The organism is Pseudoxanthomonas wuyuanensis (assembly GCF_900215535.1).
Classification (GTDB): Bacteria; Pseudomonadota; Gammaproteobacteria; order Xanthomonadales; family Xanthomonadaceae; genus Pseudoxanthomonas_A; species Pseudoxanthomonas_A wuyuanensis.
In genome coordinates this window covers 583,524-605,396 of the sequence record NZ_OCND01000001.1, presented here as the reverse complement: position 1 = coordinate 605,396, position 21,873 = coordinate 583,524, and the positions used below count along the sequence as shown (strand labels likewise).

At 65.9% G+C, this 21,873-nt stretch carries 21 protein-coding genes; 16 read left to right on the top strand and 5 right to left on the bottom strand.

What is annotated here, in order from left to right; genetic code table 11:
* Positions 1-115: 115 nt before the first annotated feature.
* The 8 genes from CRO39_RS02680 to CRO39_RS02650 all read left to right on the top strand — a co-directional run bounded on the left by CRO39_RS02680 (position 116) and on the right by CRO39_RS02650 (position 4,872).
* Positions 116-496, top strand: coding sequence for a hypothetical protein (locus CRO39_RS02680; protein ID WP_097120311.1), 381 nt, complete (start codon positions 116-118; stop codon positions 494-496).
* Positions 497-789: 293 nt separating this feature from the next.
* Positions 790-1,035 (top strand): hypothetical protein, encoded by a 246-nt coding sequence (locus tag CRO39_RS02675; protein ID WP_097120310.1) that lies wholly within the window; start codon positions 790-792, stop codon positions 1,033-1,035.
* 14 nt (positions 1,036-1,049) lie between these two features.
* The gene (locus CRO39_RS02670; RefSeq protein ID WP_141400687.1) at positions 1,050-1,832 is read left to right on the top strand and encodes a hypothetical protein; all 783 of its coding nucleotides are present in this window, start codon (positions 1,050-1,052) and stop codon (positions 1,830-1,832) included.
* Positions 1,832-2,362 (top strand): hypothetical protein, encoded by a 531-nt coding sequence (locus CRO39_RS02665; protein ID WP_097120308.1) that lies wholly within the window; start codon positions 1,832-1,834, stop codon positions 2,360-2,362. The genes CRO39_RS02670 and CRO39_RS02665 overlap by 1 nt, the downstream gene beginning before the upstream one ends.
* Positions 2,359-2,664, top strand: coding sequence for a hypothetical protein (locus CRO39_RS20380; RefSeq protein ID WP_141400686.1), 306 nt, complete (start codon positions 2,359-2,361; stop codon positions 2,662-2,664). Before CRO39_RS02665 ends, CRO39_RS20380 begins: the two co-directional genes overlap by 4 nt.
* A 60-nt stretch (positions 2,665-2,724) precedes the next feature.
* On the top strand, positions 2,725-3,399 hold the full coding sequence (locus CRO39_RS02660) for a hypothetical protein (RefSeq protein WP_097120307.1): 675 nt from the start codon (positions 2,725-2,727) through the stop codon (positions 3,397-3,399).
* A 75-nt stretch (positions 3,400-3,474) separates the two neighbouring features.
* Positions 3,475-3,975: a hypothetical protein gene (locus tag CRO39_RS02655; protein WP_097120306.1), complete on the top strand. Its 501-nt coding sequence runs from the start codon at positions 3,475-3,477 to the stop codon at positions 3,973-3,975.
* 573 nt (positions 3,976-4,548) lie between these two features.
* Entirely contained in the window at positions 4,549-4,872 is a 324-nt protein-coding gene (locus CRO39_RS02650; protein WP_141400685.1) for a hypothetical protein, read from the top strand.
* 30 nt (positions 4,873-4,902) lie between these two features.
* Here CRO39_RS02650 and CRO39_RS20805 read toward each other — a convergent pair whose 3' ends face one another.
* Complete coding sequence (locus CRO39_RS20805) at positions 4,903-5,187, bottom strand: hypothetical protein (RefSeq protein ID WP_162125664.1); 285 nt, start codon at positions 5,185-5,187, stop codon at positions 4,903-4,905.
* Between the two features lie 9 nt (positions 5,188-5,196).
* Between CRO39_RS20805 and CRO39_RS02645 the strand changes: the two genes are divergently transcribed.
* The 8 genes from CRO39_RS02645 to CRO39_RS02610 all read left to right on the top strand — a co-directional run bounded on the left by CRO39_RS02645 (position 5,197) and on the right by CRO39_RS02610 (position 13,391).
* Positions 5,197-6,231, top strand: coding sequence for a DUF4238 domain-containing protein (locus tag CRO39_RS02645; RefSeq protein ID WP_097120304.1), 1,035 nt, complete (start codon positions 5,197-5,199; stop codon positions 6,229-6,231).
* A 142-nt stretch (positions 6,232-6,373) separates the two neighbouring features.
* Positions 6,374-6,613 (top strand): hypothetical protein, encoded by a 240-nt coding sequence (locus CRO39_RS02640; RefSeq protein WP_097120303.1) that lies wholly within the window; start codon positions 6,374-6,376, stop codon positions 6,611-6,613.
* 168 nt (positions 6,614-6,781) lie between these two features.
* The gene (locus CRO39_RS02635) at positions 6,782-7,792 is read left to right on the top strand and encodes an amidohydrolase family protein (protein ID WP_097120302.1); all 1,011 of its coding nucleotides are present in this window, start codon (positions 6,782-6,784) and stop codon (positions 7,790-7,792) included.
* Positions 7,793-7,890: 98 nt separating this feature from the next.
* The gene (kynU, locus tag CRO39_RS02630; protein ID WP_097120301.1) at positions 7,891-9,165 is read left to right on the top strand and encodes a kynureninase; all 1,275 of its coding nucleotides are present in this window, start codon (positions 7,891-7,893) and stop codon (positions 9,163-9,165) included.
* 4 nt (positions 9,166-9,169) lie between these two features.
* Positions 9,170-10,552: an FAD-dependent oxidoreductase gene (locus tag CRO39_RS02625; protein ID WP_097120300.1), complete on the top strand. Its 1,383-nt coding sequence runs from the start codon at positions 9,170-9,172 to the stop codon at positions 10,550-10,552.
* Complete coding sequence (gene sbcB / locus CRO39_RS02620) at positions 10,552-11,991, top strand: exodeoxyribonuclease I (protein WP_097120299.1); 1,440 nt, start codon at positions 10,552-10,554, stop codon at positions 11,989-11,991. The genes CRO39_RS02625 and sbcB overlap by 1 nt, the downstream gene beginning before the upstream one ends.
* Positions 11,992-12,100: 109 nt before the next feature.
* Positions 12,101-12,787, top strand: coding sequence for a DUF2461 domain-containing protein (locus CRO39_RS02615; protein ID WP_097120298.1), 687 nt, complete (start codon positions 12,101-12,103; stop codon positions 12,785-12,787).
* Between the two features lie 67 nt (positions 12,788-12,854).
* On the top strand, positions 12,855-13,391 hold the full coding sequence (locus CRO39_RS02610; protein WP_097120297.1) for a DUF2939 domain-containing protein: 537 nt from the start codon (positions 12,855-12,857) through the stop codon (positions 13,389-13,391).
* 534 nt (positions 13,392-13,925) lie between these two features.
* On the opposite strand, the gene CRO39_RS02605 is transcribed toward CRO39_RS02610, so the two are convergent.
* The 4 genes from CRO39_RS02605 to CRO39_RS02590 all read right to left on the bottom strand — a co-directional run bounded on the left by CRO39_RS02605 (position 13,926) and on the right by CRO39_RS02590 (position 21,705).
* The gene (locus CRO39_RS02605) at positions 13,926-14,876 is read right to left on the bottom strand and encodes a 5'-nucleotidase (RefSeq protein WP_097120296.1); all 951 of its coding nucleotides are present in this window, start codon (positions 14,874-14,876) and stop codon (positions 13,926-13,928) included.
* A gap of 195 nt (positions 14,877-15,071) precedes the next feature.
* A complete protein-coding gene (locus CRO39_RS02600) occupies positions 15,072-15,566 on the bottom strand; it encodes a hypothetical protein (RefSeq protein ID WP_097120295.1) in 495 nt (164 codons plus the stop codon).
* Positions 15,567-15,700: 134 nt separating this feature from the next.
* Entirely contained in the window at positions 15,701-16,471 is a 771-nt protein-coding gene (locus tag CRO39_RS02595) for an NAD kinase (protein WP_097120294.1), read from the bottom strand.
* Between the two features lie 302 nt (positions 16,472-16,773).
* On the bottom strand, positions 16,774-21,705 hold the full coding sequence (locus CRO39_RS02590; protein ID WP_238394509.1) for an NAD-glutamate dehydrogenase: 4,932 nt from the start codon (positions 21,703-21,705) through the stop codon (positions 16,774-16,776).
* Positions 21,706-21,873: the final 168 nt, after the last annotated feature.

Genomic DNA, 21,873 nt, shown 5'->3' with positions numbered 1-21,873 from the left:
CGCACTTTTCCATTGTGGGTTGCACGAGAGAAAGCGCAGGTAGCAATAGAAGGATGCGCGCTTCAACACGCTTCACCCGCTTCACCTTCCGAGACCATTTCCACGAGAACAGGGTATGAACAGCAGATTCGACCATCACCTCCTCGCCGCCGACATTGAGGCCCTGTACGGCCTCAGCACCCGAGTTGATCACCGCCTGCACGATTCGGGTCTCGTCTCGTGGATTGATCCAGCGAGGCGCGCGTCGCTTCAGATTTTGGAGCAACTCGCTGCGCTGCGTGCCGAACTGGACCACATCGCAGTGGCCGCGGGCCTCGACGCAATGCGCTCGCCTTACTTCCCGGTGCGATCAATGAAGCCTACTACCGAAACGAAAGCCGCGGCCCGCCGAGCCCACGCCGAGGCGCAGGACGCCGAGCGCCAGGCACAGCTACAGCGTGAGGCCCTACATGCCGAGCGCGGTCGGGCTGGCTGGGCAGTGCGAGGTGGCGCGTGATCGTCGGCCTGCTCTCTCCTGGGCGCGTGATGAGACCGACTGAGACAGCGTGGGTCCCTCTGGGACAAAAACAAAACATGGGGGACGGAGACCCTGATGCCTCACTACACGAACACGGAAATGAAATTGCTCCGCTTCCGCCGCCATCGGCTCTCCACGCCTCGCCAATCGCTTCTGACGACCACGAACCCACCGAAAAAACCGATGCGCCCAGCGAGGCGCACATCGCGAGCTAGCCGGTATAGCCGGATACACAACCCGCCGCGACCGCGGCACCAACCGAGGAAACAACGATGAACGCAACACGATTGACCCTGCAGGCAGGCGCGATGCAGGCCGGCCAATCACTGGATTCAGGAGCCGCGGCACTACAGCGCGCGAGGGCCATCCTCAATCACGCCGCCGCGAACGAGGCGCCGGCGCTCGCGCTGCAATTGGTCGCCGGGACGATGCCGACCGACGCTGCCGTGACCGCGCTGGAGAAAGCTACGGCGCCCACCGACCTGATCGCAACCGCCAAGGCCATGGGCCTGGCCTGACCGAGGAGATGAAGATGACGAACAACCGATCGACGGCCCAAGCCGGCCACGTACAGGCAGGACATACCCTCGACCAGGAGGCGGCAGCCCTGCCGCTTGCTGACCTGCTGACGCCCCGAACGGTGGCGGAGGCGGATGACGCGCTGGCACTGATCGCTGCACGCCTGGAGCCCGCCAACGACGCGGTGGCTGCTCACGCTGAGAGCCGAGATGATGCCCTGCTGGCCGGAACTGAGGCCGAGCACGACGCACATGGCCAGCGCCTCGCGGACGAAGCTCGCCGGCTGACCGTGGCTGCCGAGCGGCTAGCCATCCGTCGCGCGGAGCTGGTCGCCACCGAGGAGCGCGCCCACGCCGAGCGCGATGTTCAGGCAGGTCGCGATGCCGCCCAGCGCGCGGAGGATCGGACGCTCAAGTACCAAGGCCTGGCGCACCAGTTGGCCGAGGTCTTGGCCGAGCTTCCAGAGCTGCACGCCCAGGTCGAACGCGCCCGGCGCATTGCGCGCCAGCATGACCTATCGGCGGATGGCCTCGTTCTTCCCCACGAGACGCGCAGCCGCCCGGCGGAATTTGAGGAGGTAGAAGTCGAGGTCGTACAGCACGGGCCGCGCGTGACTGATGGCGAGGGCCGCCGCCTGGGGGCCGGACCGGACGATCCGATCGCGCGATTCCACCGCACCGAGTCGCGCATGATCCGTCCCCAAGTCACCGCCGCCAATCTGACCGCCGCGCGCATTGAGCTCCCGGCGATCGACGGTGGCGCGGCGATCGTGTCTCAGGGCCCGGACCGCCGTTGATGGCATCGAAAGCGGCCATCGTCGCCCCCTGGCCCGCAACCTGCAGCGCCGCCGAACTGGCGGCGTTGCTGGACGTGTCCGCGCGCCGGATCCGCGAACTCGCGCAGGAAGGTGTTGTTCCTCGCGCACCCGGCGGTCGGTACGAAACCCAGGCCGGCGTGCGCGGTTACATCGCCAGCCTGCGCGCCGCGGCAAAAGCCAAGCCGACTACCGTTGATCCCCAGGTAGCTGCTGCTGCGATTGATGGTCGCCAGCAGCGCGCGCGCCTGGCTCGCTTGCAGGCCGACCGCGTCGAGCTGGAGATCCAGCGGGAGCGCGGGCGCCTGGTGGACGCCCGGGAGATAAGGACCGCCTACGTCACCTTGGTAACGCAAGCTCGCAACCGGTTGCTGGCGGTCCCCGGGGCAGCGAAGGGCCACATGCCGCACCTCACGGTCGACGAGGTAGAGATGCTTGAGGAACTGATCTCCCGCGCCCTCGAGGAAGTGGCAGACGGCGATGACGAGGATGACGCGGAGGGCGAGCCATGACCGAACATGCTGCGGAATCCCTGCAGCAAGCGCGCCACGCCTTCCGGGACGCGCGGCGAGACATGGCCGCCGCAGTGCTGGCCGGCGACCGCCGCGCCACCGTGGCTGCCGCTTGGGCCGTTCTGCGTGCGGGTGACCGTCTGCGTGCTCTCAACGCGTGCCCGAGCGCCCGCGATCGCCGAACCCGTGTCCGCTGGCGCCGCTGGGCATTGGCGGCGCTCCGGCGCGATCCGCCCGACTTCGGTCTGCTGCGGCGGGCGATGCAGCTAAACGGATGCGAAATATCGCGATCTAGTGAGTAACGATTCAGGGGCATTCCAGCCGAATGTCAGAGCACGCGCCGCCGGCGCATAGGAGAAACCATGACCGCAACCACCAGCACCAAGACCGAGCGCGACGCGCTCTACTTCCAAGGGGAGCGGGAGCGCGTTGTCGCCCTGCACGAGATGGAACTGGATGCGGCCCGGCTCGCCGCCGAGCTGTACCAGCGCCTCGACCATTTCGACGAACTCGACGAGGCCGCTTCGATCGAGGCCGAGGGCGCGCCGATCCGCCACCGCTACACCGGTCACGGCCTGTGTTGGTTGCAGCAGCGTCTTGGCGAGGCCCGTGCCGTCCTCGCAACCGCTGCCCGACGCTTGCAGGAAAGCGCCCGTGAGTTGGAACTGGCGGCCGGAACGACCAGCCGATCAGGCCGTGTCGATCACATTGCGCGCGGATACCAAGCGCTCGCTGGCGAGGCGGCGCGCGTGGCCGAGAGCTTTGCGCCTTGGAACGAGCCTGTGCAAACCGATTGGACCCGCGTTGACGCCATCTGCGACGGTATTCGCCTGCTCGAAGATCGCCAGGACGCCGAATTCAAGGCCGAGATCGTCCACGACCTGCGCAGCTTCGATCGTAACCGCGAGGGTCTGCTGGCGCTGGGGATGCACGATTACGTCGCCTCGCAGATTGATGGCAATCCGGCGCTACAGCGGGCGCTGGCGACGATGCGGACCTACGTGGGGGAAGCGCCGGCACGCCAGCAAGCGCCGTGAACCTGGATTACGTGGCGATGGCGGCCGTCGCTACTGCTCGCTATGCTGAAATGACCCGCTGCCCGGGGAGGGCACATGAAACACTTGCCGATACTCGCCACCCTACTGTTCCTCACTGCATGCACTGCCGGCAGCGACGACAGTAGGCCATCGAAAAAATTCAAGGCCGAATCGCTGGACGTGACCGCCTCGTCTGATACCGCGCCCGTGATGAGTGCCCAAGAGAGGTTCAGAGACGCCTTCCTAGCCGAAGTCGGCCAGCTTCGCCCCAATTGGAACGACATCGAGCTTCTAGAGTCTGATAATCGCAGCTATCGGTTCGCGATCAACTATCGGGAGGATGCCTCGATTGGCGGATACGAAGAAGTCGCCGCGGATACAAAGCACGTCGCCCGGGCAGCACTCCGAACGCTGGTCGCGCAGGGTCGCAACCCGGCGAAGGAGTGGATCGCGGTCCACGTCCACGCCCGCCAACCTGCGGGCACTGGGGAAACCGGACAGGCGCTGACCCGCGTGCTGGGCAAGTCCCATTATGATTCTAATGCCGACCAAGTGATTTTCACATTTCCAAAGTGATGCTTAGCGCCAGCGCCGTAGAGAGAAAAATCGGAAACCGTCTTCACGTTGTATCGCAAGAAACTCGCGCCAGGACCCTGACGCGAGTTCGATTGCATACTATTCCCACTCCTCGCTGACGGAGTTCCATATTCCGGCACTAGTCGATACTGACGCGACAAGGCGCGCGCCGTGTATACAGTCTGCCTTGTTCTTATAACCTTCGGCGCTATCCGCGATCTTCTTGCATTGGCCGCATAAAGCGTCCAGCGCCATTCGCTTGCATTGTCTTTGTATAGCAAGAATTGCTTCGGCTCACCTGCCATTTCGAGTCTCTTAGAATCGCAGCCTGTTGCTGCACCACCACGGTACATCCTCCAAGCCCACACCGTTGCAGATAACCTTGTGGATAACCGGTAGGAATCTCATCCGTTTCGACAAGTAAATCACTTGCTGTGATTACGAAAAGTGAGCACAAGCGGACGGGCGCTTCCAGGCGCCTGTCGCTGTTATAGGCTTAATCGACAGCCGAAGCACGGCTTTGCATCGCGGCAGGGTCTCAGGCCATGGAATGGCCCGATGTATCCTCTCTGCATGCTCCCCGACGACTTCCACTGGCACCTCGACGATCGGTACGGCCATCATTGGCTGCGGCGCAATAGGCATGAAGTTGCGCTGATTAACAGGGTGTCAGAGGGACGATGGCTGATGACCGTCAACCGCCAACGCTCGGACGCAAAAGGGCATGGCTATGCCGCAACGTTGGCCCACGCAAAGCGGATGGTGGAGCGCTGGGCGGCCGTCAACGCGGAGCGGCTGAGGCTGGAAGTCCTCGACGACCGCCTGGGAGCGCCGCCGGCCATTGAGCCGACACTTTCGCGGGAAGATCTGCGTGCGGGGCGGAAAGCCCAGCACTGAGAGTCGGCGCCGGCGGAAGATGCACCTCCGTCAGGTGAACGCAGCCACCCGTTCACGACGATCGCCCATCTCCACCTCAACCGCCGTGGGCGCGCCGCTGTAGAAGTTCCGAGCGTCGGCGATGGTCCTCGCAACGTGGAGCGCGGCATCCTTCTCTGGAAACCACAGCATCGGCTCATCGCGTTCAACGTCGACGCCTTCTCGGTGCCGGTGAAGATTGGCAACCGGTCCCGCTGGGCCGAGACGGAGGTAGACGCCTGGATCGCCAGCTTGAAGAAAGGGCGCGTGGCGGCGTAGTGTTGGCGTGTCAATCACGGAGCTGCCATGTCCTCCGCTGAGGAAGAGAAGAACAAGCACCATTTTGTGCCGATGGTGTACCTGAAGCGGTTCTGCAACCCGCAAGGTGAGCTATTCACCTACCGCAAGGATTATCCTCGCCGACCGAAGCTGAGACACCCTAGTCAAGTCGGGTACGAGTTTCACTACTACCGCCAGCCAACATCGGACGGCGGCTGGGATAGTAATTCCATTGAGGACTTTCTGGGTAGATCCGTCGAGGATGGCTGGAACGATCTCGTCGACTATCTGCTTACGCGAGAACCGCTTGCGTCTCAGCACTACAACAGACTTGCGGAGTTTATCGCCGCACAGTATGCGCGCGTTCCCAGTACCCGAAACGCATACGAGCGCCTGCATGCTGAGAGGCTGCATCACAAGCTCCGCTACAACATCGCGACCGGGCGAATCGTCCTGCCCCCACCTCCGCCTGCCCTCGCTGAGGCTGTCTTTCAATCGGAGAGCGGGGAGTTGGTCGATCAACTTCGATTTGCGGTGGATCCGCACGCCTCTATCCACGCGATCCCGGAGGCGATAACGCATGCAGAGAGCGTGTTCAACAAGTCGACTTTCTTTCTGCTCCACAACACGAGCGGAATCCCCTTCGTCACCAGTGACAACCCGGTCGTCTGGTTTGATCCAACGCTGCCACCGGACCGGCTTCTGCCCTATGTCCATCAGCCGGACGGCCACGTGCTACTCCTGTTTCCGGTAACCCCTTGGCTTCTGGTCTACGGGGCTACGGGGTACGACGTGCCCGACGATTGGACGCACGTCGACGTCTCAGATGCCGACAAGGTGCAGCAGATGAACTCAATGATCTGCCGGTTCGCTTATGAGCGCGTCTTCGCCAGTTCGCGGCAGTCCGACGAGGTTGTGCTGGCGCACGCTGAGCTATCGCCAACGATGCGGACGCATGCCGTCACACACCCCGGAAACGCGCCGGTCATGTTCTGGCATTGGGTATTCGACAAGCGCTGGCACAAGGCACCCTGGAATGACGGTAAGGACGACCGCGCCTAGTAGCCGTAGAACTTCGCCCATGCCGCCATCAACTTGTGGCGAGGGCTTTTGTCCGAAGGATATTGACGGTGCGGGCATCAAATTCCGCCCGTCATAGACGGTAAGAGTAGGATTAATCGACCTCGCCAGCAAGGATCCAACCATGCCCAAAGCAATCAGCATCACCGCCGCCCCTCCGGGCTGGTTCTCCGTCTTCAAGGATACCGAGGGCACGTTCGAGCAGCCTGTTGCGCTGTGGGCGTTGATGGAAGACGAGGACAACCCAGCGATGCGGTGGCCGACCTCCTACTCCACGGCCGCGGACGACCCGATGAGCCTAAACCACCCCGACGACGAAGACGCCAACTTTGTCGGTCATGTGTACCGGATGCCCGCGAGCTGAACCGGGCGGGCGCAACCGGGCGCATCACCCTGACCGGTTGCCGGCGTTCGGGTACCCTAACCACATTGGTGCAGCGGCTTGGAAACAGGGGTGTAGATGCGGGTGAAAATGCGCCCGAATCCGCCGACGAGCCGCCAAGGCTAGGCAGCACAAGGCTTTCGGGAATTCATGCTCAAAATCGACACCCACGCGCACTTCCTGCCCCGCGACTGGCCCGACCTGGCCAGCAAGTACGGCGATGCGCGGTTTCCGGTGATCCATCACGGCGACGACGGCCGCCACCGCATCTACAAGGACGGCAAGTTCTTCCGCGAAATCCTGCCCAAGACCTGGGATACCCAGGTGCGCATCGACGATTACGCCCGTTTCGGCGTGCAGGTGCAGGTGCTCAGCACGGTACCGGTGATGTTCAGCTACTGGGCCAAGCCGGACCGGGCGCTGGCGCTGCACCAGGCGCTGAACGACCACACCGCCACCGCCTGCCGCGATCATCCGCGCCACTACGCCGGCCTGGGCACCGTGCCGCTGCAGTCGCCGCGGCTGGCGGTGCAGGAGCTGGAACGCTGCATGGATCAGCTGGGCCTGCAGGGCGTGCAGATCGGTTCGCATGTGGGCGACTGGAATCTGGATGCGCCGGAGCTGTTCGAGTTCTTCCAGGCCGCCAGCGAACTGGGCGCGGCCATCCTGGTGCATCCCTGGGACATGATGGGTACCGCCTCGATGCCCAAGTACTGGCTGCCGTGGCTGGTCGGCATGCCGGCCGAGCAATCGCGCGCGGCCTGCTGCCTGATCTTCGGCGGCGTGTTGGAACGGTTGCCCGGCCTGAAGGTCTGTTTCGCCCATGGCGGCGGCAGCTTTCCCTACACCATCGGCCGCATCGAGCACGGCTTCCACATGCGGCCGGATCTGGTGGCCACCGACAATCCGCGCAACCCGCGCGAATACCTGGGCCGGGTGTATTTCGATTCGTGGGTGGCCGATCCGCGTGCGCTGCGCTACCTGCTGGACACCGTTGGCACCGAGCGCGTCATGCTGGGCACCGACTACCCGTTCCCGCTGGGCGAGCAGGAGCCGGGCGCCGGCATCGCCGCGCTGGGCCTGGACGAAGCGCAGCAGGCGCGGCTGTACCACGGCACCGCGCTGGAATGGCTGGGGCTGCCGATGTCGAGATTTCTATGAACAACTGCACTCCGTAGGAGCGACGTCAGTCGCGACCGCATCCCGGGCCCCCTAAACCATCGCGACTGACGTCGCTCCTACAGCATCCCAAGAACTCCATGACCGACCCTCTATCCCGCACCCATGCCATCGCCCTGGACGCCGCCGATCCGCTGCGCCTGTTGCGCAACGAATTCCTGATTCCCAAGCACCAGCACAACGAGCAGCTTTATTTCTGCGGCAATTCGCTGGGCCTGCAGCCGCGCGCGGCGCGTACCCAGGTCAACGAGGTGCTGGACAAATGGGCGATGGAAGCCGTGGAAGGCCATTTCACCGGCCACGCGCAATGGATGACCTACCACGAGCTGATGCGCGAACCGCTGGCCCGCGTGGTTGGCGCACAGCCTGCCGAAGTGGTGGCGATGAACTCGCTGACCGCCAATCTGCACCTGATGATGGTCAGCTTCTACCGGCCCACCACCGAGCGCTCCGCCATCCTGATCGAGGCCGGCGCGTTTCCGTCGGACCGGCATGCGGTGGAATCGCAGATCCGTTTCCATGGCTTCGATCCGGCCACCGATCTGATAGAACTCGAACCGGATCAGGAAAACGGCACGCTGTCGATGCAGGCCATCGAGCGCGCCATCGCCGAGCATGGTGCGCGCCTGGCGCTGGTGCTGTGGCCGGGCATCCAGTACCGCACCGGCCAGGCCTTCGATTTGGCGGAAATCGCCCGCCTTGGCCATGCCCAGGGCGCGAGCGTGGGTTTCGACCTGGCCCACGCGGCCGGCAACCTGCCGTTGCGGCTGCACGAGAGCGGCGCCGACTTTGCCGTGTGGTGCCACTACAAATACATGAACGCCGGCCCGGGTGCGGTGGCCGGCTGTTTCGTGCATGAACGCCATGCGCGCACCGACCGGCCGCGCTTTGCCGGCTGGTGGGGCCACGAGAAGGAAACCCGTTTCCGGATGGGGCCGGAATTCGTCCCCACCGCAGGTGCCGAAGGCTGGCAGCTGAGCAACCCGCCGGTGCTGGCGCTGGCGCCGCTGCGCGCTTCGCTGGATCTGTTCGACAAGGCCGGCGGCATGCAGGCGCTGCGCGCCAAGTCGGAAAAGCTGACCGGCTTTCTGGAATCGCTGATCCGCGCCCGCGTCGGCGACGTGCTGCAGATCGTCACGCCCTCGGATCCGGCGCAGCGCGGCGCGCAGTTGTCGCTGCGGGTGGTCGGCGGGCGCGAACGCGGACGCGAGTTGTTCGACTACCTGGTGTCGGTCGGCACGCTGGGCGACTGGCGCGAACCGGACGTCATCCGCATCTCGCCCGCACCGATGTACAACCGCTTCATGGACGTCTACCGGTTTGTCGAAGAAGTGGAAACGTGGCGGGGAGTGTGATCGATTGAACGCAGCCGACAGCCGCTCCATCACCATCATCGGCGCCGGTCTGGCCGGCGCGCTGCTGGCCACCCTGCTGGCGCGCGAGGGTTGGCGGGTGGATGTGTACGAAAAGCGCGGCGACCCGCGCTTGCAGGGCTACGAGGGCGGACGCTCGATCAACCTGGCGCTGGCCGAACGCGGACGCCATGCGCTGCGCCAGGCCGATGCCGACGACGCGGTGATGACCCAGGCGGTGATGATGCGCGGGCGCATGGTGCACACCAGCGACGGGCGCCAGCAGCTGCAACGCTACGGCCGCGACGACTCGGAAGTCATCTGGTCCATCCACCGCGGCGATCTGAATATCACCCTGCTGAACCTGGCCGAGCAGGCGGGCGCGGCGCTGCATTTCCACCGCCGGCTGGACACGGTCGACTTCGACGCCGGCGTGGCCGATTTCGTCGACGAACGCGACGCTGGCCGGCAGGCCATCGGCTTCGATTCGCTGGTCGGCGCCGATGGCGCCGGTTCGTCGCTGCGTGCGGCGATGATGCGGAAAACCGATCTGGGCGAACGCACCGAGTTCCTTGGCCATTCCTACAAGGAGCTGGAGATCCCGCCGGCGGCCGATGGCGGCTTTCTCATCGAACCCAACGCCCTGCACATCTGGCCGCGCGGCCGCTACATGTGCATCGCCCTGCCCAACGACGAAAAGACCTTCACCGTCACCCTGTTTCTGCCCAACGAAGCGGCCGCGGACAACGCCGACCCCAGTTTTGCCACGGTGCGCAGCGGCGCCGATGCGCGGGCGCTGTTCGAACGCGATTTCCCCGACGCGCTGCCGCTGATCCCGGATCTGGAAGCGGACTGGGAACGCAACCCGCCCGGCCTGCTGGCCACACTGTACCTGCAACGCTGGCACATCGACCGGCGTGCGGTGCTGCTGGGCGATGCCGCGCATGCGATGGTGCCGTTCCACGGCCAGGGCATGAACTGCGCCTTCGAGGATTGCGTGGCGCTGGCGCGCCAGCTGATCTCCCAGCCTGACCGCGCCGCGGCGTTTTCGGCTTTCGAAGCCGAACGCAAGCCCAATGCCGAGGCGATCCAGGCGATGGCGCTGGAAAACTACGTCGAGATGCGCGACCGCGTCGACGATCCCGATTTCCTGCTGCAACGCGAGCTCGAACGCGCGCTGCAGGAGCGTCACCCGGGCCGTTTCGTGCCCCACTACAGCATGGTCACCTTCATGCTAATCCCGTACGCGCTGGCGCACCGGCGCAGCGAAATCCAGCGCCGGATCCTGGTCGATGCCACCCGCGGCCGCGACTCGCTGGCGCAGATCGACTGGGATGCCGTCGACGCCGCGGTGATGCAGCAACTCGACGTACTGGTGGACGCCGCCTGATGGCCGCCAGCTTCCTGTTCTACGATCTGGAAACCTTCGGCAGGGATCCGCGCCGCACCCGCATCGCCCAGTTCGCCGCCGTGCGCACCGATGCCGAGCTGCAGATCGTCGATGAACCGATCAGTTTCTTCGTTCGTCCGGCCGACGATCTGCTGCCCTCGCCTGCCGCCGCGCTGATTACCGGCATCGCGCCGCAACAGGCGCTGCGCGAGGGCGTCAACGAAGCCGAAGCCTTCGCCCGCATCTTCGACGAGATGGCGCGGCCGGAAACCTGCACGCTGGGCTACAACTCGCTGCGCTTCGACGACGAGTTCGTCCGCCACGGCCTGTTCCGCAATTTCTACGAGCCGTACGAACGCGAATGGCGCGGCGGCAACTCGCGCTGGGATCTGCTGGATGCGATGCGCTTGATGCACGCGCTGCGCCCGGAAGGCATCCACTGGCCGCGGCGCGAGGACGGCACGACGTCTTTCAAGCTGGAAGACCTGGCCAACGCCAACGGCGTCCGCGAAGGCGACGCCCACGAGGCGCTGTCGGACGTGCTGGCGACCATCGGCATGGCCCGCAGGATGCGCCAGGCGCAACCGCGCCTGTGGGACTATGCGCTGCAACTGCGCGACAAGCGCTTCGCCGCCGGCCTGCTCAATACCACGGCGATGACGCCGGTGCTGCACATATCGCAGCGCTACCCGGCCAGCCGACTGTGCGCGGCGCCGGTGCTGCCGCTGGCCCGACACCCGCGATTCGACAATCGCGTCATCGTCTACGACCTGGACGGCGATCCGCAAGCGCTGCTGCGGCTGGAAGCCGACGAGATTGCCGACCGGCTGTATACCCCGGCCGCGGATCTTCCCGAGGGCGAACAGCGCGTGCCGTTGAAGGAAGTGCACCTGAACAAGGCCCCGGCGCTGGTGGCCTGGTCGCATCTGCGCCCGGCCGATATGGAACGGCTGCAAATCGACCCGGTGCGCATCGAAGCCCATGCGCAGACGCTGCGCGATGCCGGACCGGCGCTGGCCGAGAAAGTCCGGCGGGTCTTCGCCGGCGAACGCGAATTCGCCCCTTCCGACCCGGATGCGTCGATCTACGATGGTTTTCTGGCCGACGCCGACAAGCGCCGCTTCGCCGACGTGCGCGCCACGCCACCGGATCAACTGGGGCTGCGCGACTTCGGTTTCCGCGACGGCCGGCTGCCGGAACTGCTGTTCCGCTACCGCGCGCGCAACTGGCCGGACACGTTGACGGCGCCCGAACGCCAGCGCTGGGACGATTACCGCCGCCACCGCCTTGCCGCGGACAATGGCCTGTCCGAATACGGTTTCGACAGTTTCGAACAGGAGATCGCCGCACTGCGCCTGCAGCACGCCGGCGATGGCGGCAGACAGGCACTGCTGGACCAGGTCCAGGCCTGGGGCGAGCAACTGAAGGCGCAGCTATGACTTCAGCTTCTTTCTGTAGGAGCGATGCGAGTCGCGACCGCAGCCCTGTACCCGTTGCGCGTGCCAAGCCCCGCCCTCTCCTTGACACCCACTTGCCTACAATCCCTCCATGACCAGCTACTTCTCCGATGCCAGCTTCAAGTTCCTGCGCGCACTGGCGCGCAACAACGACAAGACCTGGTTCAACGCGCACAAGCAACGCTACGAAGATCACGTCCGCCAGCCGTTCCTGCGCCTGCTGACCGATCTGCAGCCGGACCTAGCGCAGGTCAGCGCGCACTTCCGCTCCGACCCCAGGACCGTTGGCGGGTCGTTGTTCCGCATCTATCGCGACGCGCGCTTCTCCACCGACAAGTCCCCGTACAAACCCTGGCAGGGCGCGCGGCTCTATCACGAACGCCGCAAGCAGGTACCGGCGCCGTCGTTCTACATCCATCTGCAGCCGGGCGAGAGCTTCGTCGGCGCCGGGCTGTGGCATCCGGAACCGGATACCCAGCGGCGCGTGCGCCAGTTCATCTTCGACAATCCCGGCAGTTGGAAGGCCGCCGCGCATGCGCCTAAGTTCCGCAAGCGTTTCGATTTCGAGGAAAGCGAAGTGCTGGTGCGCCCGCCGCGCGGGTTTCCGGCCGATTTCGAGTTCATCGACGATCTGAAACACAGGAATTTCGTGTTCTGGCGGTCGCTGGACGATGCCGCCTTGACCGGCCCGCGGCTGCGGCAGACGCTGGCCGCCGACCTGGCTGCGTTGGCGCCGTTCGTCGACTATCTGTGCGCGGCGCTGGATCTGGAATTCTGAGCGGCGGTGCCGCCCACGGCCGGCACTGTGCGATGCTGGCCCTCTCCCGTGGCCGCCGGCAAGCATCATGAAAAAATGGATCGCCCTTGTCCTGGTACTGCTGCTGGCGCTGGGCGGCTATGTCGCCGCCGGCCCCTATCTGGCCATCCACGGCATCCGGACGGCGCTGGCCGAGCACGACACCGCCAGGCTGCAGAAGCATGTCGATTTCCCCGCACTGCGGGTCAACCTGCGCGCGCAGTTGCAGGATCATCTGGTGCGCGAAGCCGGTGCCGACATGCAATCCAGCCTGTTCGGCAGCGTCGCCCTGTCGGTTGCCGGCAGCGTGCTGGGGGCCGGCGTCGACACCCTGGTCACGCCATTGGGAATAGGCGCGCTGCTGCAGGGCCGATCGATGTGGAAAAAAGCCCTTGGGGAAACCATCGGCGGCGACACCCATGCGCCGGCGACACCGGCCGACCCGCTGAAGCATGCCCAACACCGCTACGAATCGCTGTCCCGCTTCACCGCCACCGCTCCGGACCAGGACGGCGACCTGGTGGTATTCGTGTTCACCCGCCAGGGCCTGCGCTGGCGGCTGACCGATATCCGCCTGCCGCTGTAGGAAGGGCCCTGGCCTGCCACTGGGATGAGGCGCAAAGATTGCCGCGTGCGGGCCCGCCCATTCGCGGCCCGGTCGGACAGATGGCGATGGCGGGCCAAGGCCTGAAGTATCCCCATAGATTCTTCTCCGCCCACTTCCGGGGGGCTCGGCTTCGGCGACTTTGGGGCAGATGACAGAGCGCGACTTCGGAACGCCTTTCTTCTAGCGCCAGCCAAGTGCCCAGAAGTCGGTGGCCAGGGCAGTGCGGGACCGTCCGCGGCATGGATGCCGCGGAAGAGCCTGCATGGGTGAGGCAAGCGCTTGCGAAGCATCGCTTCGCGCGCCGCCGAACGCCCGCCCTCTGCGATGGCGGGCCGGGCCCACGCAGCGGGCATCTACGGCGTGTCCCGCACTGCCCTGGCCACCGGGTTCCACACGGACGTTTCCCGCACCTGGAAGAAGAACCCTCTTGGGCGTCTTTCAACAGCTCAATGGCTGGTCAAGGGGGACGACCGGCTTCGAAAATAGTGGGGATACCTCAGGCCGGGGCCCGCCCTACGGATTGGCCACCCCATGCGGGACGTGGCCGGCGGCTACATGCAGGCGGGCGCTGTCGATGTTGTGCTGCGAATCGTCGAAGAAGATGTCGGCACCGAAGGCCTCCAGGAACGGCCCCTTGTGGCGCCCGCCGAGAAACAGCGCCTCGTCAAGACGCACGCCCCACGCGCGCAACGTGCGGATGACCCGCTCATGCGCAGGCGCAGAACGCGCGGTCACCAGCGCGGTGCGGATAGGCGAGCGCTCGTCGGCGGGAAACGCCGCCTGCAGCTGGTGCAGCGCCGACAGGAAATTCTTGAACGGGCCGCCGGAAAGCGCTTCCCGGGCGCGCTCGCGCTCGTGCCGGCCAAACGCTTCCACGCCCTGCTCGCGCGAGATGCGCTCGCTTTCGTCGCCGAAGATCACCGCGTCGCCGTCGAAGGCGATGCGCAGTTGGGTCGACAGACGTCCGGCATCGGCGTCGCCGCCGGCCGCGGCCGTCTCCCGCGCCTGCTCGCCTGCCGGCTTGGGCAGGATGGTGGCTGCGGCGATGCCGTGGGCCAGCGCACGCCGCACCGATTCCGGATTGGCCGACAGGAACAAGTCGGTGCCGAACGGCTTGACGTAGGGCCAGGTGGGCTCGCCGGCGGTGAAGGTGGCGCGGACGATGCCCAGGCCGTAATGCTGGATGGAGTTGAAGATACGCAGGCCGGTGTCGGCGGAGTTGCGCGACAGCAGGATCACTTCGACCCGCGGAGTATCGGCCGGCGCACCGACATTCAGCGCCAGCAGCTTGCGCACCACGGCAAAGGCCACTCCGGGCGCCAGCACATCATCCTCGTGGCTGCGTTGGTATTCGCTGTAGGCCTCCACTCCCTGGCTCTCGAACAGCTGGTGGCTTTCCTCCAGGTCGAACAGGGCGCGCGAGGTCACCGCAACGGTCAGCAATCGGGGAGTGTTGTCGGCCATGCGCGCAGTATCGGCGATAGCGGTCGCATCCGGCGAGAGTTGCCGATCAGAACCTTCCGGACTCTGTCGCGAGCGCAGCCAGAGCTTGCCCCGTAGCTGATACGCGGTGCGTGGCCGTGCGTGTACTGCAGGGCCATCAGCAACCGGCGCCTCCGGCGCGCCGGAGGGCCAGCGCAGCAAGTCGTTGAACAGTTCTCAGCGGCCGGGCGCGGCGCCCACTCTGAGCCGGGCCGGCGGCCCGCGGCGGTTGTCCGGGGTGACCGCGCGCACTTCCAGCACCAGGTCGATCGGCTGCTGCTGGTCGGGCGGGCCGTCCCGCCACATGAACAGGAATTCGCTGCGTTTGCCGTTTATCCGACCGGCCACGGGTCCTTCCGGAAAGATCGGATAAGCCTGGCCGCCCTCGACCACGTGGAACTCGAAACCCAGATCGCGCAGCTTGTAGTCGGTGCCGCGCGGCCACTCCAGTTGCAGCGTCAGCAGCCCGGTATCGTCGCAGGAAGCATGACGGGTTCCAACGCCGCGGGTGATGCCGGCGATCTCCACCTGCGGCGGTTTCAACGCGCCGGCATCGGCCTGGCGCGGCGGGTTGTCGCCGGTGGCGAATGGCGCAACCCCGCTGGACAACTGGCAGGCGGCGGCAGGTACCGCCAGCATGGCGCACAGCGCCATGGCGAACTTCATCTGCATCGTAACCCTCCCCGGTCGGATGCGAATCGAAACGCGGTTTTGCCATCTATACCCGCTGACGCGCCCGGCTGGCAACCGCCGTGCGGATTCCGGCGCCGGACTCCACCGGCGCAAAGCGTGACCGCCGCAGCGGTTCACACCATGAACTGCTCGCTGAGGATGCGTTCTTCCAGGTTGTGTTCCGGGTCGAACAGCAACGTGATGGTGCGGTCGCGCGACTCGCGGATGATGACCTCCACCACGTCGCGGACTTCGTGCGAATCGGCAGTGGCGCTGACCGGGCGCTTGTACGGGTCCAGAACGCGGAACCGCACCTCGGTATCGGCTTTCAGAATCGCGCCGCGCCAACGGCGCGGGCGGAACGGAGCGATCGGCGTCAGCGCGATGGTCTGCGAACCCAACGGCAGGATCGGCCCGTGCGCGGAAAAGTTGTAGGCGGTGCTGCCGGCCGGCGTGGCGACCAGCACGCCGTCGCAGACGAGCTCCGGCAACCGTGTCTGGCCGTTCAAGTCGATGCGCACATGCGCCGCCTGCCGGGTCTGCCGCAGCAGCGAGACTTCGTTGTAGGCCAGCGAAACGATGGTGGCGCCGGATTCGGTCAGCGCCTGCATCTCCAACGGCCGCAGTTTTGCCGGCTCGGCCGCGGCGATGCGTTCCAGCAGATCGTCGCCGCGGTAGTGGTTCATCAGAAAACCGACCGCGCCCAGCTTCATGCCGTACACCGGTTTTCCCAACCCGCCGTGACGGTGCAGCGTCTGCAGCATGAAGCCGTCGCCGCCCAGCGCGCAAAGCACGTCGGCCTGTTCGGGGGAGGCGCTACCATGCCGTTCGATCAAGGCCACGAGGGCCTGCTGGGCTTCCTCGGCCGGGCTGGCGAGAAAGGCGATGCGTGGCGTCTGGCTCATTCGCGTCTTCCAAGGGTACGCCGCTAAGGATAGCCGGTGTCACTCGCGAGCGGGTGATACGACCAGGCCATCCCGTAGGAGCGACGTGAGTCGCGACCGCGCCCCGATGGGCATCGGTGCCAACAACGAAGAACGCGCCGCAGCGCGTCCGGATGGCGAACAGGCAAGCTTCAACCGTTCCAGGCATCACCATCGCGGCTCACCCATTCCCGCTCGCGTCGCGGTCGTGACTCACGTCGCTCCTACATGACGACGTGGCGGGCGTCAGGCAGGCCGGACCCCTTCCCGGCCTGCCATGGGGCTTAGCCCTGTGTCGCCAGTTGCCCCAGCCGCTGCACCGCCACCGATGCGGTGGGGTAATCCAGCGTCTTCTGCGCAGCCAGTTCGTTGAGCATCGCCAGGGTGAAGCGCAGGCCCGCGTCATCACGCCGCATCCAGTGCCCAACCTTGGCATCGGGGCTGGCGCCCGGCATCGACAGCACCTGGCCGGTCAGCGTGCGCTGATGGTTGGCCAGCTCGTCGCGCAACACCCCGCGCGCGACCGCATGCCAGCGGCCGTCGACCTGCAGCGCATCGATCTGCTGCAGCAGCCAGGGCAGGTGCAAGGCCTCGCCCAGGCGGTAGTGCGTCTTGGAAACCTCCACCGTCTTGAGCTTGCGTTCGCGCGCCAGCTCGATGATGTCGCACGAAGGTTCCAGGTACGGCAACGCGGCGATCTGGCCGGCCAGCGCGTCCGGCAGGCCTTTCTCCTTCCATTGCCGCAGGCTGGCCTCGTAGGCCGGGCGCAGCGAATCGGGCAGCACGCCGTCGGCGGCGCGGATTTCGTTGTAGCCGTCGTGGTAGCGGTCCACCGCCACCGCAATACCCGGAATGGCGCCCGGCCGGGCCAGCAGCCAGCGGGTGAAGCTGCGCTGCACCGACCAGATCACCTGCAGCGCGTCGATCTGCACCGATTCGGGCACCTTGCCGTCCAGCGCATCGATCTGGGTCCACAACGCGCGCGCGTCCAGCGTTTCGCGGGTAATCGTGAAGGCCTTGGCCACTTCCGCAGCGGTGCGGCCGGTGTCCTCCTGCATGCGCAGCAGGAACGTCGCGCCCATCCGGTTGATGGTGGAATTGGTGACCGCGGTGGCGATGATTTCGCGCTTGAGGCGATGGGTTTCCATTTCCGCCGCGTATTTCTTCTGCAACGGCAGCGGGAAGTAGCGCTGCAGTTCCTTGGACAGGTACGGATCCTCCGGGATATCCGAATCCAGCATCTGTTGGAACGCCACCAGCTTGGAATAGGACAGCAGCACCGACAGCTCCGGCCGGGTCATGCCCTGCCCGCGCGCCTTGCGTTCGGCCAGCTCGGCATCCGACGGCAGGAACTCGATCTGGCGATCCAGCAGGCCCTGCGCCTCCAGGGTCTGGATGAAATGCTGTTTGGAACCCAGCCGGGAAACGCTCATCCGCTCCATCAGGCTGATGGCCTGGTTCTGCCGGTAATTGTCCCACAGCACCAGATCGCCGACCTCGTCGGTCATTTCCGCCAGCAGCCGGTTGCGGGCGGCCTGCTTCAGCTTGCCGCTCTGCACCACGCCGTTGAGCAGGATCTTGATGTTGACCTCGTGATCCGAGGTGTCGACACCGGCCGAATTGTCGATGAAGTCGGTATTGAGCAGCACGCCATGCTGGGCGGCTTCGATGCGGCCCAGTTGGGTCAGGCCCAGGTTGCCGCCCTCGCCCACCACCTTGCAGCGCAGCTCGCGGCCGTCCACGCGCAGGCCGTTGTTGGCGCGGTCGCCAACGTCGGCATGGGTTTCGCTGCCGGCCTTGACGTAGGTGCCGATGCCGCCGTTCCACAGCAGATCCACCGGCGATTTCAGGATGGCGCTCATCAGCTCGTTGGGCGACAGCGCCTTGACGGTTTCGGCCAGTCCCAGCGCCTGCCGCACTTCGGCGGTGATGTCGATCGATTTGGCGCTGCGCGGATGAATGCCGCCCCCCCTGGAGATCAGTTTGGCGTCGTAGTCGGCCCAGCTGGAACGCGGCAGCGCGAACAGGCGCTGCCGCTCCTTGAACGAGCCCGCGGCGTCAGGATCGGGATCCAGGAAGATGTGCCGGTGGTCGAACGCGGCCAGCAGGCGGATATGCGGCGACAGCAGCATGCCGTTGCCGAACACGTCGCCGGACATGTCGCCAATGCCGACGCAGGTGAAATCCTGCGACTGCGAATCGCGTCCCAGCGCGCGGAAATGGCGCTTGACCGATTCCCACGCGCCGCGCGCGGTGATGCCCATGCCCTTGTGGTCGTAACCGACCGAGCCGCCGGAGGCGAACGCATCGCCCAGCCAGAAGCCGTGATCGATGGCCAGGCCGTTGGCGATATCGGAGAACGTCGCCGTGCCCTTGTCGGCCGCCACCACCAGGTAGGGATCGTCCTGGTCATGCCGCACCAGATCCTGCGGCGGCACGATCTGGCCATTGACGATATTGTCGGTGATGTCCAACAGGCCCTGGATGAACATCTTGTAGCAGGCGATACCCTCGGCCAGCACCGCATCGCGGTCCGCTGCGGCGTTGCCGGTAGCAGCGGGCGGACGCTTGACGAAGAAGCCGCCCTTGGCGCCGACCGGCACGATCACGGTGTTCTTGACCATCTGCGCCTTGACCAGGCCCAGCACCTCGGTGCGGAAATCCTCGCGCCGGTCCGACCAGCGCAGGCCGCCGCGCGCAACCGGGCCAAAGCGCAGGTGCACGCCCTCCACGCGAGGGCCGAACACGAAAATCTCGCGGTAAGGCCGCGGCTTGGGCAGGTCCGGCACCCTGGCCGAGTCGAACTTGAAGCTGATGGTGTGCGCCGGCTGGCCGTCCTTGCGCTGGTAGTAGCTGGTGCGCAAGGTGGCCTCGATGGCGCCCATGTACGCGCGCAGGATGCGGTCGTCGTCCAGGCTGGAAACCCGGTCCATCAGCTTGAGCAGCGTCTTGTGGGTGGCTTCGGTCTGCAGTTGGCGGTTTTCGGCGCGCGCATCGATGACGTACTGCAATGCCTTCAGCGTGGCCTCGTCGCCGGCGGCCAGCGCCGCCAGCTGTTCGGCGAAGCGCTGCTGGTCCAGCTTGATCTGCGCCTTGCTCTCGTTGCCGGTGGCCGGATCGAAGCGCGCCTCGAACAGTTCCACCAGCAACCGCGCCAGCAGCGGATAACGGTTCAGCGTTTCTTCGATATAGCCCTGCGAAAACGGCACGCCGGTCTGCAGCAGGTATTTGCAGTAGCCGCGCAGCAGCGCGACCTGGCGCCAGCCCAGGCCCGCGCCCAGCACCAGCCGGTTGAAGCCGTCGTTTTCGGCATCGCCGCCCCAGATGCGCGCGAACGCCTCCTCGAACGGGCCATGCAGGCGCTCGACATCGATCTCGCCGCTGACCGCCTCGACCTCGAACTCCTGGATGTACACCGGCGCAATCGGCGATTCCAGCCGGAACGGATGTTCGGAAATGACCCGCAGTCCCATGTTCTCCATCAGCGGCAGCGCGTCGGACAACGGGATGTCCTGCTGCTGGCGGTACAGATTCAACCGCAGCCGGCCTTCGCCGGCGCGCTGCCGGCGCGAGCGGTGCAGGCTCAGGCGCACATCGTCCGGCCCGGTCAGCGCGGCGAGCTGCTCGACATCATTGGCGGCGACCTCGGGCGACACGGTTTCGATATAGCCGGCCGGCAGCACCCGGCCGTAGCTGCTGTTCAGCCGCAAGCCTTCGGATTCGCCATGCCGGGCAATCAGGGTCTCGCGCAGATCATCCTGCCAGTTGCGCAGCAGATGGGCCAGGCTTTCTTCCAGCGCGGCGGTGTCCACATCGACCCGTTCGCCGGCCTTGGGCCGGATGGTCAGATGCAGCTGCGCCAGCGGCGACTCGCCCAGTTGCACGTTGGTATCGACGTACTCGCCGTGCAGCGTTTCCTTCAGCAGCGCCTCGATGCGGCGGCGGACATCGGTGTTGAAGCGTTCGCGCGGAATATAGACCAGCGCGGAAAAGAAACGGCCGTAGCGGTCGCGGCGCAGGAAAAGCCTGCTGCGCACGCGTTCCTGCAGCCCCAGGATGCCCATCGCGCTGCGCGCCAGTTCCTCTTCGCTGGACTGGAACAGTTCCTCGCGCGGCAACGTCTCCAGGATGTGCCGCAGCGCCTTGCCGCTGTGGCTGTTGGGGGACAGCCCGGACTGGCGCATCACGTATTCGTGGCGTTCGCGCACCAGCGGGATTTCCCACGGGCGCCGGTTGTAGGCGCTGGAGGTATACAGGCCGATGAAACGCTGCTCGGCGACCGGTATGCCCTTGGCGTCGAACTCCAGCACGCCGATGTAGTCCATGTTGCCGGGCCGGTGCACGCTGGAGCGGGTATTGGTCTTGGTAAGAATCAGGGCATCGGCCGAACCCGATTGCGCCATGTAGTGCGCGGCCAGCGACTTGACGCTGCGCGGCGTGGTGCTGTCCTTGCCGCGCAGCAGGCCCAGGCCGCTGCCGTCGACCGCGCGCAGGATGCCATCGCCCTTGCCCTTCTCCACCCGGTACTCGCGGTAGCCGAAGAAGGTGAAGTGGTCGTTGGCCGCCCAGCGCAGGAACTCCTGCGCTTCGTGGCGGCCGGCATCGCTGATCGGCAGGCGGCGGGTGGCCAGATCGTCGGCCAGCGCCAGCATCTTCTCGCGCATCGGGCCCCAGTCCCGGATGATGGCGCGGACCTCCTCCAGCACCTTGCGCACGCGGGTTTCGATGGCGGCCATGTCGCCGGCCGGCTGGCGGTCGATTTCCAGCAGCATCAGCGATTCCGGCTTGCCCTCGCCGACCGCGGTCACTTTGCCGCTCTTGTCGCGGTTGAAGCGCACCAGCGGATGCCCCAGCACATGTACGCCCACGCCCATTTCGGCCAGCGCCATGCTGACCGAGTCGACCAGGAACGGCATGTCGTCATTGACCACCTGCAGTACCGTGTGCGGCGATTCCCAGCCGTTGGCCTTGTGGGTGGCGTTGAATACCCGCACGCTGGCCGTGCCCGGCTTGCGCGTACGCGCGAAGTCCAGCATGTCGCAGGCGATCGCCGCCCAGCCCTCCGGACTGTGGTGCGGAAACTCGTCGGCTTCCATGCGCTTGTAGAACGCTTCGGCGAATGCCCGGGTCTCGGCATGCCGGGCACTGGGCACGCGCTTGCGGATGGCCGCGAAGATCGGTTCCAGCGAGAACGACGGCGCCGCCGGACCCGGCAATGCCGTTTTCGGGGCCGCCGCCGCGGTCTGGCCTGCCGGCGCCTTACGGGGGGCCGCTTTTGCCGCCGCCGGCGCCTTCGACTTGCCTGCTTGAGTCCTGGCGGCGGCTTTGCCGGACTCGGGTTTGGGTTTTTGTTTTTGCGTCTTCTTCGGGTTGCGAACAGCGTT

Bases quoted from the DNA above. Each gene is read 5' to 3' on its own strand.
- CRO39_RS02675 (WP_097120310.1), top strand. From the start codon at position 790: ATGAACGCAACACGATTGACCCTGCAGGCAGGCGCGATGCAGGCCGGC.
- CRO39_RS02600 (WP_097120295.1), bottom strand. From the start codon at position 15,566: ATGCAGATGAAGTTCGCCATGGCGCTGTGCGCCATGCTGGCGGTACCT.
- sbcB (WP_097120299.1), top strand. From the start codon at position 10,552: ATGGCCGCCAGCTTCCTGTTCTACGATCTGGAAACCTTCGGCAGGGAT.
- CRO39_RS02595 (WP_097120294.1), bottom strand. From the start codon at position 16,471: ATGAGCCAGACGCCACGCATCGCCTTTCTCGCCAGCCCGGCCGAGGAA.
- CRO39_RS02605 (WP_097120296.1), bottom strand. From the start codon at position 14,876: ATGGCCGACAACACTCCCCGATTGCTGACCGTTGCGGTGACCTCGCGC.
- CRO39_RS02615 (WP_097120298.1), top strand. From the start codon at position 12,101: ATGACCAGCTACTTCTCCGATGCCAGCTTCAAGTTCCTGCGCGCACTG.
- CRO39_RS02640 (WP_097120303.1), top strand. From the start codon at position 6,374: ATGCCCAAAGCAATCAGCATCACCGCCGCCCCTCCGGGCTGGTTCTCC.
- CRO39_RS20380 (WP_141400686.1), top strand. From the start codon at position 2,359: ATGACCGAACATGCTGCGGAATCCCTGCAGCAAGCGCGCCACGCCTTC.
- CRO39_RS02645 (WP_097120304.1), top strand. From the start codon at position 5,197: ATGTCCTCCGCTGAGGAAGAGAAGAACAAGCACCATTTTGTGCCGATG.
- CRO39_RS02635 (WP_097120302.1), top strand. From the start codon at position 6,782: ATGCTCAAAATCGACACCCACGCGCACTTCCTGCCCCGCGACTGGCCC.
- CRO39_RS02665 (WP_097120308.1), top strand. From the start codon at position 1,832: ATGGCATCGAAAGCGGCCATCGTCGCCCCCTGGCCCGCAACCTGCAGC.
- CRO39_RS02670 (WP_141400687.1), top strand. From the start codon at position 1,050: ATGACGAACAACCGATCGACGGCCCAAGCCGGCCACGTACAGGCAGGA.
- CRO39_RS02650 (WP_141400685.1), top strand. From the start codon at position 4,549: ATGCTCCCCGACGACTTCCACTGGCACCTCGACGATCGGTACGGCCAT.
- CRO39_RS02610 (WP_097120297.1), top strand. From the start codon at position 12,855: ATGAAAAAATGGATCGCCCTTGTCCTGGTACTGCTGCTGGCGCTGGGC.
- kynU (WP_097120301.1), top strand. From the start codon at position 7,891: ATGACCGACCCTCTATCCCGCACCCATGCCATCGCCCTGGACGCCGCC.
- CRO39_RS02680 (WP_097120311.1), top strand. From the start codon at position 116: ATGAACAGCAGATTCGACCATCACCTCCTCGCCGCCGACATTGAGGCC.
- CRO39_RS02655 (WP_097120306.1), top strand. From the start codon at position 3,475: ATGAAACACTTGCCGATACTCGCCACCCTACTGTTCCTCACTGCATGC.
- CRO39_RS02660 (WP_097120307.1), top strand. From the start codon at position 2,725: ATGACCGCAACCACCAGCACCAAGACCGAGCGCGACGCGCTCTACTTC.